General features: G+C 69.7%; 14 protein-coding genes, 1 tRNA gene and 2 pseudogenes. 6 read left to right on the plus strand and 11 right to left on the minus strand.

The features are described 5' to 3' along the window. Positions 1-3 precede the first annotated feature (3 nt). From MKW14_RS12135 to MKW14_RS12155, 5 genes and pseudogenes are all read right to left on the minus strand, one after another. A complete protein-coding gene (locus MKW14_RS12135; RefSeq protein WP_240862061.1) occupies positions 4-1077 on the minus strand; it encodes a class E sortase in 1074 nt (357 codons plus the stop codon). After that, positions 1074-1712: an aminodeoxychorismate/anthranilate synthase component II gene (locus MKW14_RS12140; RefSeq protein WP_240862064.1), complete on the minus strand. Its 639-nt coding sequence runs from the start codon at positions 1710-1712 to the stop codon at positions 1074-1076. Before MKW14_RS12140 ends, MKW14_RS12135 begins: the two co-directional genes overlap by 4 nt. Continuing rightward, positions 1709-1901, minus strand: a pseudogene (locus MKW14_RS12145) (hypothetical protein). The gene MKW14_RS12140 and the pseudogene MKW14_RS12145 overlap by 4 nt, the downstream one beginning before the upstream one ends. Positions 1902-1924: 23 nt before the next feature. Continuing rightward, entirely contained in the window at positions 1925-2611 is a 687-nt protein-coding gene (locus MKW14_RS12150; RefSeq protein WP_240862066.1) for a class E sortase, read from the minus strand. Between the two features lie 23 nt (positions 2612-2634). After that, complete coding sequence (locus MKW14_RS12155) at positions 2635-3414, minus strand: DUF881 domain-containing protein (protein ID WP_240862068.1); 780 nt, start codon at positions 3412-3414, stop codon at positions 2635-2637. A gap of 142 nt (positions 3415-3556) precedes the next feature. On the opposite strand from MKW14_RS12155, the gene crgA reads away from it, so the two are divergent. Then, the gene (gene crgA / locus MKW14_RS12160; protein WP_240862070.1) at positions 3557-3811 is read left to right on the plus strand and encodes a cell division protein CrgA; all 255 of its coding nucleotides are present in this window, start codon (positions 3557-3559) and stop codon (positions 3809-3811) included. 280 nt (positions 3812-4091) lie between these two features. Here the strand turns inward: crgA and MKW14_RS12165 are convergent, their stop codons facing one another. Then, the gene (locus MKW14_RS12165; RefSeq protein ID WP_240862071.1) at positions 4092-4976 is read right to left on the minus strand and encodes a rhomboid family intramembrane serine protease; all 885 of its coding nucleotides are present in this window, start codon (positions 4974-4976) and stop codon (positions 4092-4094) included. Positions 4977-5074: 98 nt separating this feature from the next. After that, positions 5075-5608, minus strand: a complete 534-nt coding sequence (locus tag MKW14_RS12170) for a peptidylprolyl isomerase (RefSeq protein ID WP_208781654.1) — start codon at positions 5606-5608, stop codon at positions 5075-5077. 306 nt (positions 5609-5914) lie between these two features. Between MKW14_RS12170 and MKW14_RS12175 the strand changes: the two genes are divergently transcribed. Further along, entirely contained in the window at positions 5915-6616 is a 702-nt protein-coding gene (locus MKW14_RS12175; protein WP_240862074.1) for a DUF5324 family protein, read from the plus strand. Between the two features lie 569 nt (positions 6617-7185). Here MKW14_RS12175 and MKW14_RS12180 read toward each other — a convergent pair. Further along, positions 7186-7258 (minus strand) — tRNA-Ala (locus MKW14_RS12180). 182 nt (positions 7259-7440) lie between these two features. Between MKW14_RS12180 and MKW14_RS12185 the strand changes: the two genes are divergently transcribed. Together MKW14_RS12185 and MKW14_RS12190 are read left to right on the plus strand one after the other, a co-directional pair. Further along, complete coding sequence (locus tag MKW14_RS12185) at positions 7441-7989, plus strand: helix-turn-helix domain-containing protein (RefSeq protein ID WP_133048376.1); 549 nt, start codon at positions 7441-7443, stop codon at positions 7987-7989. A gap of 122 nt (positions 7990-8111) precedes the next feature. Next, positions 8112-9830, plus strand: coding sequence for a serine/threonine-protein kinase (locus tag MKW14_RS12190; RefSeq protein ID WP_240862076.1), 1719 nt, complete (start codon positions 8112-8114; stop codon positions 9828-9830). Between the two features lie 4 nt (positions 9831-9834). Here MKW14_RS12190 and MKW14_RS12195 read toward each other — a convergent pair whose 3' ends face one another. Continuing rightward, entirely contained in the window at positions 9835-11085 is a 1251-nt protein-coding gene (locus MKW14_RS12195) for a hypothetical protein (RefSeq protein ID WP_240862079.1), read from the minus strand. A 201-nt stretch (positions 11086-11286) separates the two neighbouring features. Then, on the minus strand, positions 11287-11415 hold the full coding sequence (locus MKW14_RS12200) for a DLW-39 family protein (protein ID WP_003999697.1): 129 nt from the start codon (positions 11413-11415) through the stop codon (positions 11287-11289). 338 nt (positions 11416-11753) lie between these two features. On the opposite strand from MKW14_RS12200, the gene MKW14_RS12205 reads away from it, so the two are divergent. Together MKW14_RS12205 and MKW14_RS12210 are read left to right on the plus strand one after the other, a co-directional pair. Continuing rightward, positions 11754-12128, plus strand: a complete 375-nt coding sequence (locus tag MKW14_RS12205) for a DUF6344 domain-containing protein (protein ID WP_240862081.1) — start codon at positions 11754-11756, stop codon at positions 12126-12128. 226 nt (positions 12129-12354) lie between these two features. Further along, positions 12355-13107, plus strand: a pseudogene (locus MKW14_RS12210) (glycosyltransferase family 2 protein). Here the strand turns inward: MKW14_RS12210 and MKW14_RS12215 are convergent. Beyond that, the gene (locus tag MKW14_RS12215; RefSeq protein ID WP_240862082.1) at positions 13092-13580 is read right to left on the minus strand and encodes a hypothetical protein; all 489 of its coding nucleotides are present in this window, start codon (positions 13578-13580) and stop codon (positions 13092-13094) included. The pseudogene MKW14_RS12210 and the gene MKW14_RS12215 overlap by 16 nt on opposite strands. Between the last annotated feature and the right edge of the window lie 541 nt (positions 13581-14121).

The following is a 14121-nucleotide window of genomic DNA, read 5'->3' on the forward strand; positions in this document are numbered from 1 at the left end:
TCCCTACTCGACGAGCGCATCCGGCTTGCCCTTGCTGCGCGGCCGTTCCTCGACCATCTTGCCCCAGACGATCAACCGGTACTTGCTGGTGAACTCCGGCGTGCAGGTGGTGAGGGTTATGTAGCGGCCGGGCTTGGTGAAACCGGACCCCTTGGGAATGGGGTCGATCACGCTCGTGTTGCTGGGCGAGGTCACCGGCAGCGTCGAGGTCATCTTGTAGACGTAGTACTCGTCCTGTGTCTCGACGACGACCTCGTCGCCCGGCTTGAGCTTGTTGATGTACCGGAACGGCTCGCCGTGCGTGTTGCGGTGGCCGGCCAGCGCGAAGTTGCCGGTCTTCGCGGAGGGCATCGCCGTCTTCAACTTGCCCTCGCTGTAGTGGCCGACCATGCCCTTGTCGAGCACCTTCTTGTTGCTGACGCCCTCGGCGATCGGCACCACCACGTCCAGCTTGGGGATGTGGAGGATCGCGAAGCCCTGCCCCGGCTCGAACTCCCCGGGCGCGCGCTTGCCGCTGGCCCAGTCGTTCTGCAGGGTGCTGGTCTCCTTGTCGGCCTCTGCGTGGGCGCGGACGTTCGTCCACCACAGCTGGTAGGAGACGAACAGCAGCATCAGGACACCGGTGGTGATGAACAGCTCACCGATCGCCCGGCTCGCGATCACGCCGGGACTGGGCTTGCGCGCGCGGGCCTGGCGCCGGGCCTCCATCCGGGACAGGGGCGCCCGCGCCCCGGAAGCGTCCGAGGCAGAAGTCTCAGAAGCCTCAGCAGTATCAGGAGTCGCCGGAGTTCCCCCGTGACGCCCGTGACGGCGCTTGGCGGCCTTTCTGCGGGCCGCGCGGCCTCCCGGGGTGACTCCGGTGCCGGCAGCGGCCGTTGAGGCCGCAGAGGCCCGTCCAGCCGATATCGACGCCCCGTGCGGCGGATCCGGGATCCGCAGCGCCACGGTCTCCTCGTCGATCGGCGGCTCGTAGGCCGCCTGCCGCCCCACCGTCCAGTCCTCGAACGCGCCGGACGCCTCGTGCGGCTCCTGCCCGTACGAGGTGCCGGACTCGCGCTCGGGGCGCAGCGCGGTCACGCCGTGGCCCTGCCCACCACCGGGGCCAGCCCCGCCGACCTCGCCACCGCGCCCTGGTCGCCGCACTCCACCAGCCAGTTGGCCAGCATCCGGTGCCCGTGCTCGGTGAGCACGGACTCGGGGTGGAACTGCACGCCCTCGACGGGGAGTTCACGGTGCCTGAGGCCCATGATGATCCCGTCGTGGGTGCGCGCGGTGACCTCCAGCTCGGCCGGGACGGTGGGCGGCATCGCCGCCAGCGAGTGGTAGCGGGTCGCGGTGAACGGCGTCGGCAGGCCGGCGAAGACGCCCTTGCCCTCGTGCTCGACCAGCGAGGTCTTGCCGTGCAGCAGCTCGGGGGCGCGGTCCACGACGCCGCCGTACGCCACCTGCATGGACTGCATGCCGAGGCAGACGCCGAAGACCGGGACGCCCGTCGTGGCGCAGTGGCGCACCATCTCGACGCAGACGCCGGCCTCCTCGGGGGTCCCCGGACCTGGCGAGAGCAGGACGCCGTCGAAGCCGTCCTGGGCGTGTCCGGTCGACACCTCGTCGTTGCGCAGCACCTCGCACTCGGCGCCGAGCTGGTACAGGTACTGGACCAGGTTGAAGACGAAGCTGTCGTAGTTGTCCACGACCAGAATGCGCGCGCTCACTGGTTGTCCACCGTCACATCGTTGAAGGGAAGCAGCGGTTCGGCCCACGGAAAGACGTACTGGAACAGGACGTAGACCACCAGCAGGACCAGCGCGAGCGAGATCAGCGCCTTCACCCACACGTTCCCCGGCAGATGCCGCCAGATCCAGCCGTACATGCCGTCCCTTCCGTTCCACCCACGGCACCAGTCCAACGCCGTACCGTCACCAGACTAACGGCGCAGCGCGGCCGGTTTGCCTGCCTCCACAGGCTGTGTGGAGTCCAGGTGCCCCCACACGATCAGCCGGTGGCTGTGCCCCCACTCCGGATCGCACGTGGTCAGCGTGAGATAACGGCCCGGACGGGTGTACCCCGACTTACGTGGCACAGGGTCGATCACCTCAACGTCGGTGGGAACGGTTTTGTAGGGGCCTTTGTCGATCCGATACGTGAACCAGGTGGTCCCGTCGGTGAGCACGACCGCGTCACCGGGCCGCAGTTTCGGGAAGTCCACGAAGGGATCGCCGTACGTGCGACGGTGGCCGGCGACCGCGAAGTTGCCCACCTGGCCGAGCTGCGCGGTGTCCGCGTAGTGCCCGAGGCCCTTCTTCAGGGTGTTCACAGCGGTGTTCTCCAGCACGGGCTTGTTCCACGTGAAACCAAGCCGCGGGATGTACATGATCGCGAAGGGCTTGCCCGGACGGTAGGGCGCCGGTTTCCTGAGCGTGGCCGCGGAGCCGGCCGTCGTCGTGGGGCGCACCGTCTGCTTCGACCACTGGTTCTGCAGCACGTCGATCTGGTGGCTCATCGCGCCGTCCGCCCGGACACCCGTCCAGAACAGGACATAGGCGACGAAGAGCACTATTAACGCGCCGACGGTGATGCACAGTTCGCTCACGGTCCTGACGACAAAGCGCACCGGCAGCTCCCGAGCGGCTCAGTTCACTTCACGGGCTGGGCGTAGTGCAGATCCACTGTGCCCGAGTAGCCGGGAAGAGTCACCGTCCCGTCCTGGGTGACTTTCCAGCCGAGGCCGTACACGTTGACGTACACCATGTAGTTCTGGATCGCCTTCGAGGCCGACATCGCCTGGTTCAGCCTGTCCGGGTCCCCGACCGCCGTGATCTTGTACGGCGGCGAGTAGACCCGGCCCTGGAGGATCAGCGTGTTGCCCACGCAGCGCACGGCGCTGGTGGAGATCAGCCGCTGGTCCATGACCTTGATCCCCTTGGCGCCGCCCCGCCACAAGGCGTTCACCACGGCCTGCAGGTCCTGCTGGTGGATGACCAGGTAGTCGGGCTGCGGCTCGGGATAGCCGGGGAGCTTGGCGGTGGCGTTCGGCGGGGCGTCGTTGAGCGTGACGGTGATCGCCCTGCCCCTGAGCTTCTGCGTACCCGCGCTCTTCTCCAGGCCGGCGAGCTTCTCGTCCTGCGCCTTGGTACTGCCGTCGTCGCGCTCGGCGAACGCCTCGACGTCCCCGCGCAGGGCGGCGTTGGACTCGTCCAGTTCCTTGTTCTTGCGGCTGCGCTCCTGGATGAGGTCCGAAAGCTTCAACAAGGACGTGTCCGTACGGATATTGGTGCCCTTGGCCGTATTGAAACTGGTGAAGAAAATGAGCCCCGCGAGGGCGAAGACGGCCACCGTGAGGATCCGCACGGGCCGGAAACGGGGCCCCCGGCCAGGACTGGATCCGGCCTGGGGGGAGTCGGCAGAATTGCTCAACGTACCCTTATCTCCTTCGGCACCGCGGAAGCACTACGCTAACGGACGCCCGGGGGAGCTCTGAGAGTCCCCTTGTACGCTGCCCCGGAGCCAGCCCCCGTTCCCTGCGCGGCCACGCAGCGCATCGACAGGAGAGACCCTCGTGCCGAAGTCACGTATCCGCAAGAAGGCCGACTTCACGCCGCCTCCGGCGAAGCAGGCGACCAACCTCAAGCTGAACAGCCGCGGCTGGGTCGCGCCTGTGATGCTGGCCATGTTCGTCATCGGCCTCGCCTGGATCGTCGTCTTCTATGTGACCGACGGTTCGCTGCCCATCGACGCGCTGGACAACTGGAACATCGTGGTGGGCTTCGGCTTCATCGCCGCCGGATTCGGCGTCTCCACGCAGTGGAAGTAGCGGTCGACGCGCCGGCCACGGCCGGGTGAACCCAGCTCTGCCCACGGCTATCCGCAGAGTTATCCACAGCCCGGAAAAAATCCACAGAACCCCTGGGGATAAAGAACGACGATCTGTGGATAACCCGTCGAGCATTGACGCCGGTACGACCATCCCATGACTCTTCGCAAGCCTGTTCACCCCCTGCCTGACCTGCGCAAACACGGTCAGTGACAGGGGGCACAGCTGTTCCCGTCCGTCATGCACAAGATCCGCCACCCGCTGTGGACAACCGGGCACGTCAGGTGAGCTGAGCCGTCCTGATCAGGGTCAGGACCACGACAACCACCAGGACGAGCGCACAGGTGCCGTACTGCACGAGGGCGCGGTGCCTGCGGGGGGCGTGGACCATGCCGTAGCCGGTGATGACACCGGCGACCAGACCTCCGATGTGGGCCTGCCAGGAGATTCCGCCCCAGCCGAAGGTGATGACCAGGTTGATCGCCAGCAGGGCGATGATCGGCCGCATGTCGTAGTTGAGGCGGCGCATCAGCACGGCGGTGGCGCCGAAGAGGCCGAAGACGGCTCCGGATGCGCCGAGGGTCTGTGTGGTCGGGGACGCCAGCAGATAGGCGAGCGCGCTGCCGGCCAGACCCGAGACGAAGTAGACGGAGATGTAGCGCGCGCGGCCGAGCGCGGCTTCCAGGGGGCCGCCGAGCCACCAGAGACTGAGCATGTTGAAGGCGATGTGCCAGATCTCCTGGTGCGCGAACATCGATGTGACCAGGCGGTAGTACTCACCGCCGGCAACACCCTGCGTGGGCGTGTACGGGGCCGGTGGCCAGGCGCCCAGAAGCACCATGTCGGTCAGCAGCGAGGGCCGTACGTGCACGGCGATGAACACCGCCACGTTGATCCCGACGAGGATCTTGGTGAGCAGGCGGGGGTCGGCCGCGACGCTGCCGCCGGCGATCGTACGAGGACGGGCCGCGGCCGGCGGGTGCCCGGTGCCGGAGTCGCCGCGGGCGCATTCGGGGCACTGGAAGCCGACCGAGGCGTTGACCATGCACTCGGGGCAGATCGGCCGCTCGCAGCGGGTGCAGCGGATGCCGGTCTCGCGGTCCGGGTGGCGGTAGCAGCCGGGCACGCTCGTGGCGTCCTGCGAGCTGCCTGCCGCGTGGTCCATGACATCCCCTAGGTCGTCGTACGGGTGCCGTGCGCAAAAGCACCGCCCCGCCCATCTTTACGGATGAGCGGGGCGTTTGGTTCCTGCCGTGCGGGGACTCAGCCCTCGCGCGTCTCGACGACGACCGACTCGATGACGACGTCGTTGACCGGGCGGTCGGTGCGCGGGTTGGTCTGGGCGGTAGCGATGGCGTCCACGACCTTCTGGCTGGCCGCGTCGGTGACCTCGCCGAAGATGGTGTGCTTGCGGTTCAGCCACGTCGTGGGGGCGACGGTGATGAAGAACTGCGAGCCGTTGGTGCCCGGACCCGCGTTGGCCATGGCCAGCAGGTAGGGCTTGTTGAAGGACAGGTCCGGGTGGAACTCGTCCTCGAACTGGTAGCCGGGACCGCCGGTGCCGTTGCCCAGCGGGTCACCGCCCTGAATCATGAAGCCGCTGATCACCCGGTGGAAGACCGTGCCGTCGTAGAGCCTGTCCGTGGACTTGGCGCCGGTGGCGGGGTTGACCCACTCACGCTCGCCCTGGGCGAGCTCGACGAAGTTCCGGACCGTCTTGGGGGCGTGGTTCGGCAGGAGCCGGACGTCGATGTCGCCGTGGTTGGTCTTCAGGGTGGCGTAAAGCTGCTCAGCCACGATCTGCCTTCCGTTGTCTTTCCGTAACCCCCCGATCCTCGCACGGTACCCGCCCCACGTCGCCCGGCACCCGCTTCTCGGCGCGGATCCCGGGTAACCGGATGCGGAAAACCGGTCTTGTACCCCCCGGTACCGGAGCGAAGGGCGGCGATCCGTGGCATTGTCGACGACAAGCTCTCGTTGCCCCGTATTCATCCTCAGATGACCCGGATGCCCGCCCTCGCATGCCTGAGGGTTCGTTGACAGGCATGATCCGTAAAAGGGTGGAAAGTCGAATTACCGTACGCCACCGAGGAGGAGGAACCCGTGACCCGCATCGACAGCGTGCGCGCCGCGACCGGTTCGGCGAAGGACAGCGTGCTGCACGCCGCGGAAGTGGTGGCGCCCTACGCCGACACGGCCAAGGACAGGGCCGCGCACTACGCACACGAGGCACGCGTACGGCTTGCGCCGAAGGTGTCCCTGGCGGCCGACCAGGCCCGCGTCCAGTACGACGCCCTTGTCGCGCCGCGCCTGGAACAGGCCCGCACCCATGTGCCGCCGAAGGTCGACCAGGCCGCCCATGAGGCCGCCGTCCGTACCCGCAAGGCGGCCCGGCAGGCCGCCGACTATTCCCGGCCGAGGATCGAGCAGGCGGTCGCCGTGGCCGTGCCCGTCGCGGACGAGGCCGCCGCGCGCGGTGCCGCCGCGCTGGCCGCGCTGCGCGGCCAGGTCTCGGCGAAGGAGATCCAGAAGCTGGTCCGCCGGCAGGAGCGGCGGGCCCGGGCCGGTCGCGCGGCCAGGATGCTGCTGGTGATCAGCGCGGTCGCGGGCGGCGCCTTCGCCGCCTGGAAGTGGTGGGACAAGCAGGCCAACCCGGACTGGCTGGTCGAGCCGCCCGCCGCCACCGAGGTGCCCGAGACGAGCCGGCTGACGTCCGTGGACGGCAGCGGGCAGTCGGTGCTCGACCCCGAGGTCCAGGCGAAGGAGGCCGAGGAGGAGGCCGCCAAGCACGACGAGGGGAACTGACCTCCGAGGCGCCTGACCACGTCCGTGGGGCGGGAGACTTGACGGTCTCCCGCCCCACGGCTGTCCGAACCGCACACGATGACGTTTGCAACGCCCCGTATGTGCGGACCCTGTACGGACTCTCTTTACGGAGTGCGTCCTTCTGGTTACCGCGAACCCTTCGCACCAGCTCAGGGCAAGGGCTCTCTACCCGCGTCCACCGCCCCTCCGCCGCACGGACCGCCCCGGTGGCCGCGCATGGATCTTGACGAATGCTCATCTTTGCGCAAACTTTTGCAATGTTCGCGGGGGGCATGCATCCCGGTGATGCACGTCACGGGCCGCGGGGAGCCGGGAATCACCCCTTGAGCCCTGGTGGAGGGATGCGATCGCAGGGAGCCGGCGCGGCTTTGGAACGCGGTCGGCATCGAGGACGGGTGTCCGCCGCGAGGGCGAGCGGCGAACGGTCGAACGGCAGCCCGCGTCCGGGGACAGCTTCGTAGCGTCCTGCGGGCCGTTCCGGCGCCGTGGCCGACGGGCATGAAAAGACCCCTCCGACCATGTTTCTCGAGGTCAGAGGGGTTTTGGTGTGGAGCCTAGGGGAGTCGAACCCCTGACATCTGCCATGCAAAGACAGCGCTCTACCAACTGAGCTAAGGCCCCGGAAGTGGTGCGTCCCATCGGAAGAACCGCGTACCGACGGGCGCCGGAGACCAGAGTACCGGGTCATCCCGGGGATCTCGCAAAAAGATTGGGGGTCCCCGCAGGCGACCACTCTCCGTAAGATGCTCGGCGTGGTTCGCTACAGCGAACCACCGTACTTGGGGAAGCGATGGGGAGACGCAATGGACGCCGCACAGCAGGAAGCCACCGCAAGAGCGCGGGAACTGCAGCGGAACTGGTACGGGGAGCCACTGGGGGCGCTCTTCCGTAAGCTCATAGACGATCTCGGCCTCAACCAGGCTCGTCTCGCGGGGGTTCTGGGCCTGTCCGCTCCGATGCTGTCGCAGCTGATGAGCGGTCAGCGGGCGAAGATCGGCAATCCCGCTGTCGTGCAGCGGGTGCAGCTGCTGCAGGACCTGGCGGGGCAGGTCGCGGACGGCAGTGTCAGCGCGGCGGAGGCCACCGACCGCATGGAGGAGATCAAGAAGTCGCAGGGGGGCTCTGTGCTCAGCAACACCACGACCACGACCAGCAGTTCGGGAGCGCCGACCGTCAAGCGGGTGGTCCGCGAGATCCAGTCGCTGCTGCGGTCCGTGGCCGCCGCGGGCGACATCATCGAGGCCGCGGACACCCTCGCCCCGAGCCACCCGGAACTGGCAGAGTTCCTCCGGGTGTACGGCGCCGGCCGCACCTCCGACGCCGTCGCGCACTACCAGTCCCACCAGAACTGAGCCCGCGGCCCGGTTCGTCGAAGGGGGTTCGGCGGCCGGGCCACGGCAACGAGGGGGAGTCGTATCGCTCATCGAGGGGGAAGCAAGGGGGGTAGCCGAAGGGGGAGGAGCGACGCACAGCCATGGGTGAGGTCTTCGCCGGCCGGTACGAACTGGTCGACCCGATCGGGCGCGGAGGGGTCGGTGCCGTGTGGCGCGCCTGGGACCACCGCCGGCGCCGCTATGTGGCCGCCAAGGTGCTCCAGCAGAGCGACGCGCACTCCCTGCTGCGGTTCGTCCGTGAGCAGGCTCTGCGGATCGATCACCCCCATGTGCTCGCGCCCGCCAGTTGGGCCGCCGACGACGACAAGGTCCTGTTCACCATGGACCTGGTCGCCGGCGGCTCGCTGGTCCATCTGATCGGCGACTACGGTCCCCTGCCGCCCGCGTTCGTCTGCACGCTGCTCGACCAGCTGCTGTCGGGGCTGGCCGCGGTGCACGCCGAGGACGTGGTGCACCGGGACATCAAACCCGCCAACGTGCTGCTGGAGGCCACCGGTACGGGCCGGCCGCGGCTGCGGCTGTCCGACTTCGGCATTGCCATGCGGCTGGGTGAGCCGCGGCTGACGGAGACCAACCTCGTGGTGGGAACGCCCGGTTATCTCGCTCCCGAGCAGATGATGGGCGCGGAACCGGACTTCCCGGCGGACCTGTTCGCCGTCGGCCTGGTCGCGCTGTATCTGCTGGAGGGCGCCAAGCCGGACACCAAGGCGCTCGTGGAGTACTTCGCGGCGCACGGGACGCCGAGCGCGCCCAAGAGCGTTCCCGAGCCGCTGTGGCAGGTCGTGGCGACCCTGCTGCAGCCGGACCCGCGGGCGCGGTTCCGGACCGCCACGGGGGCGCGCAAGGCGCTTGCCGCGGCCAGGGAGTTGCTGCCGGAGCCCGGCCCCGACGACGAGCTGATCGAGATCTTCGACCAGATCGGGCCGCTGCCACCGGGGTTCGCCGCCGAGGGGCCCCTGAAGCCGGCGCCCGGAGTCGAGGTCAAGGCAAGCGCCTCCCCCGGCGATTCGTCGTCCACACCCGGCACGGGATCTCGGCCCTCCGGGCCCGGCGACGGTTCTGTGCCGCCCGCGTCCGACGCAATCTCCGTATCGCCCGGGCCCGACGCTGGTTCCATATCGCCCGGGTCCGGCGCAGGATCCGTGCCGTCCGGACCCGGTACAGATTCCGTGCCGACCGTTGCCCGTACAACAGCCGTACCCGCCACGGGTGTTGCTCCACCTGCTCCACCCGTCGACCCGCGCCGGGACACCGGCTCCCAGCCCCCATCGGCCGTCCCCGCTCAGCCGCCCGGCATGTCGGACACCGGCAGCTTCCATCTGCCGCCGCCCCAGGCCACCGTCACCTCCGCCGCTTCCCCCCGGACTCCCGCTCCGCGGACGCCGTCCGCCCCGCAGCCACCGCCCCCCGTACACGAGCAGCCACAGGGCCAGACACCTCAGGGCGGTCAGCCCTACCCCGCCCACGTCTCCGCCCACGACCCCACGCACGTCCTGTCCTCCCCCCGTGCCGTGCCTCCGGCTCCGCACCTGCTCGACGATGCCTCTACTGCTTCGTACACCGCTCAGGACCGACAGGTTCCACCTTCTGCGCAGGAAATCCCACCGCACCTGGTCAACGGCGTCACGATCGCTCCGCACCCGGTCGACGGCGTCGCGCCGGGCACCGCACGCCGAGGCCACCGGGCCGCACGCCGAGCCCGCCGCCCCGGCGGTCCGCCCGCCAAGGTGGCCCTGCCCCTCCTGCTGTTCGCCCTGGTCAGCTACGCGGTCGGCTTCTGGGCCCTGACCCGCGTCTGACGCCTCACGAGGCCCGAACCCGCCCTCGCCCCACGACCGTCCACACCCCGAGCACCATCAGCACCACCGTGCCCGCGCCGATGCCGCCCGCGGCGAGTGCCTTCATCGCGGAATCGCCGCCGCTCCCGCCGTCCCCGGCGACCGCGCGGTCCTGGGCCGTGACGCCGAAGACGTTCTGCGGGACGGGCTGCCCGGCGTAGCCGGGGCCGTTCTGGGCCGCACCCGTGACCCGTACCCGCAGTGTCAGTCCGAACGGCCCGGCGCCGAAGTCGTCGGCCACGGCGGTGGAGAGGTGGATCGCGAGGTAGTACCAGCCGGCGAAGCGCATGCCGTTGACCTGGTCGGTGGGCGCGTAGCGGTTGGCGTAGGCGACGGGCGGCACCGGGGCCAGGGAGGCCGTGTTCTGGCTGCCGTCGTAACCGATCTCGATGTCCTCGACGTCGGCGCGCACGGGGTTGTAGAGGGTCATCTGCAGCGCGCCGACCGCGTAACCGCTGCTGTCGCCACCATCGTGGCTGCCCAGCTCCGCCACGGCGGACGGCTGCTGGCCCCAGTCGACGGGGACCTTGTAGAACAGCGTCTGCCCGGGCGAGATGCCGGCGCGCCAGACGCCCTGCTTCACGGAGGCCGCCCGGGCGAAGCCGGCGCCGCCCTGGCGGGTGGTGGCCTCGCCGGTGAGCGGGGTGGGTGTGGCGGAGTTCCAGGTCGTGGGAGGGTTCGTCGCGGCGGTCCCGGCGAGGCGCGGCTCGGTGGCGGTGGCCAGTTCCAGGTCCCAGGTGCCGGAGGTCGAGTCGTCGGCGTCGGCGCGCTGGACGACCACGTAGTACGGTCCGCCGCCCTCGCACAGGGGCATGCGCGGGGACGTCGTCCGCGCGCCCCAGGCCGTGATGGGATGCGGACTGCCGGTGATCCCGAAGTTGGCGCTCTCGTAGGAGCAGGAGTTGCCCTGGGAGTTCTGCACCGAGACCTTGATGCCGTCGTTCACGGAGAGCTTGCCGCTGCCGCGCGGTACGGCGGTGACGGCGACGTAGGCGCTGGTGGAGGCGTCGGGTTCGAGACGGTAGTAGAGCTTCGCGCCTTTGGGGAGGGAACTGCGGTAGCTTCTGCCGGCGTCGAGGAGGGCGGCGTCCGTGGTGCCCGTCGCTCCCTTGACGGTCCGGGCATCCGCGGCGAACGCGTAGGAGGAGTCCGCCGCCGAGGCCGGCCCCGCCGTGAGCGCCACCGAGACGCACAGCACCGCTCCGGCGGCAGTCACGCGCGCGCGTACCGGAGGCCGGCCGTGTCCCGGTCTCGTGCGCCACCACCCCGTACGCCGCCGCATCACGCGCCACCCCTCGTCGTTGCCCGGACCGTGGGACCGTCGCCCATCCTGCCCCGGGAGACGGCGCGTCATCCGGGCAACGCAAAACCCCGACCGTTCTGACGGCCGGGGTTTTTCAGAATCGGATGTCGGTGCTCACGAACCCGTGGGCACGGAGTCAGTCGCCTCCGTCCACAGATCCTGCTCGGCGCGATCCGCCTGGATCTGGCGGTACACGAGGAGCCCGCCGATGGCGGCCAGTGCGACCAGGAGAAGCTTCTTCACCGCGCGACCTCGTCTTTCCTTGACGTAGGGGACCTCTGGCGCCCGACTATACACACCGACCGATACCGATCGGTGACCTGCGTCCGGCCTCAACTCCCGGCCCCGGTACGGCGGTAGAACCGGAGCCGACCGCTCCGATCTGAGGGTGATCACACCTCCACGGACAGTGACTTTCATCCTCCTTAGGGGACTCTTCTGCACTTTTATGGCTGTTTGCACCCATCCGAGTGGTGTTCATCCGAAGATCGACGCGCCACGGGCGTCGGTCCACCACTTCCCGGCCCCCATACACATCATGAGGAAAGTACGCAAATCGCCCAAGCCGAAAGTGAGGGGCCATGGCCCGGAACCAGGTCATGAAGCTGTGGACCACCATCGTCACCGTCTTCCTCGCGCTGTGTGCGGCGCTCGGACTCGCCACCTCGACCGCCACCGCGGCCGTAGCGCAGACCGAGGCGACCGGCAACAGCACGGGCGGCGCCGCGCACCCCGTGACGATGCCGACAACGTCCCAGCACTGGTCCTGGTTCTTCGCACGAGCCCTGCCGCCCACGATGAAGCAGCGCATCAGGGCCGAGGCCCACGGCAAGTCCCCGAGTTGCCGGCACCGTCCCCGCACGGACGCCGACGCGAGCGCGGAGACCCTTCTGTCCGAACAGGCCACCTCCTTGTGCGCCCCGGCGGACCGCGCCACCGTTCCCCTCCAGCGCTGAGACACCGGTCCTCTTCGCTACGGGCCGATCGTCCTGCGATACCGGCCGCCCCTCCTCAGCACTGAGAATCAGCTCCCCTTTCACTTCCCCCACCGCACCCGACGTAACGGCGACCTTGCGTACACACAACCGCCTGTGGAAGACCTCCAGCCGTATGCCGGCCGGAGGTCTTCACGTCGTGGTGCACCCTTGATCGACCCCGTTGGGCGGCCCGTGGCCTGGGCCCATGCCCCACATACTCGTCGTGACCGCCGTCCATCCCCATCGGCCGAGTTATTGGAGGACGCGTACAAGTCCCTGTACGCCCAGGAGCTCCCGGAGGGCTGGGAGTGGCACTGGGTGGTCCAGGAGGACGGCAGGACGGACGCGGTGCGCCCCCCGCGTACCCGACGACGAGCGGGTGACCTTTCTCCAGGGGCGGCCCGGCGGCCCGGGAGTCGCCCGGACCATCGCCCTCGCGCACACCGAGGCCGCGTACGTGAAAGTGCTGGACGCCGACGACCTGCTCACGCCGGGAGCGCTGGCACGCGATCTGGCGGCCCTCGAAGCCGACCCGACCCTCGGCTGGGCGACGTCACGCGCCCTGGACCTGCTGCCGGACGGTTCGACCGTCGGCTTCCCGGACGACCCCGACGAGGGCCCCGTCGAGCGCGGGACCGTGCTCGACTTCTGGCGGGCGAACGACTTCCGCGCCCAGGTCCACCCCGCGACCCTCTTCGTCCGACGCGACCTGCTGCTGGCGCTCGGCGGATGGATGGCCCTGCCCGCCTCCGAGGACACGGGACTGCTGCTGGCGCTGAACTGCGTAAGCCGGGGCTGGTTCACCCGCGAGCCGGGGCTGCTCTACCGGAAGTGGGCGGGACACGTGACCGGGCAGGCGGCGCATGTGGACCCGGCCGAGCGGGCGGCGCGTATGGCGGTGGTGGAGGAGAGGGCACGTGCTCTCGCCTCCCTGGGCTGGAGCTATTCGGCGCCCTGAGCGCCCTGCGCCCGTCCCGCCGACGCGAGCCACTGGGCGAGCCGGCGCACGGTCGTCTCGTCGAGCCCGTCCACGACGGCCTCCACGGCCGCCCAGTCCTCCTGCGTGAGGTCGTAGAGTCCGGCCTTGCCCAGGCCGGCCATGATGACCTGCTGCCGACGGTCGTCCATGCGCTCCGTGAGCCTGCTCGGCTTCTCCGGGCCCGCGGGAGCAGTCTCGGATGTCGCGACGGGCGCTGTGGCCGTGGAGACGTCGTAGCGCTGCCAGGCTCCGTCCTTCGGGCCCCACAGGCTCACCGTCAGGTCCTCGCCACGCGCGCGTACGGTGTGCGCCATCTCGCCGAGGGCGTACTGAACGGGGGCGCGGTGGGGCGATTCCGCGCACGTCTGCCAGGAGGCCGAGGCGGGCCGGTAGGAGAGGGCGACCCAGCGCGGGGCGCCGGTCGGCTGAGGACTCTCGGGACGTGTCGCCACGGAATCACCCCTTCGGAGGCTGCACGGCAGGGTGACCATAGCTGACGACCCGTCAGATAACCAGGCTGCCCCTCCGCCTGTCCTCTTCATGCCCGGCGTGTCACCCTGCCTGCGCCCGCGGCCCCCGCACCCGGCGATGGCGGCTTCGGGGGCGGGCAGACACGTGCAGTCGCGGGCAGTCGAGTGGCCGCCCTGGACAGGGAGGCGGAGATGAGCGAAGTCGAAGAGGTGGGTACGACGACGTCCGCGGAGTCACTCCGTACGGCACACCGCGTCCGCGCACGGAGCACGTACGACCGCGCAGGCCGCATGCCGGCACGCCGGAGTGGCCCAGTCCGACACCGAGCTCGTGCCGAAGAGCCCTGTCGGGCGGGCCGCCCACGCCCTGCGCCTCTGTTCCCAGTCGCTCGACGCGCTCACCGTCGGCACCGGCGAACCGGCCGCCGATGCCCGCTGCGCACGGAACGTCGCCGCCACGGCCGCACCGGCCCCTCAGGTGGCCCGAGCGGCGGACGGTGACGGATCCCTCGCCGCATTGCGA

This window comes from Streptomyces gilvus, from assembly GCF_022513565.1.
GTDB classification, from domain to species: domain Bacteria; phylum Actinomycetota; class Actinomycetes; order Streptomycetales; family Streptomycetaceae; genus Streptomyces; species Streptomyces gilvus.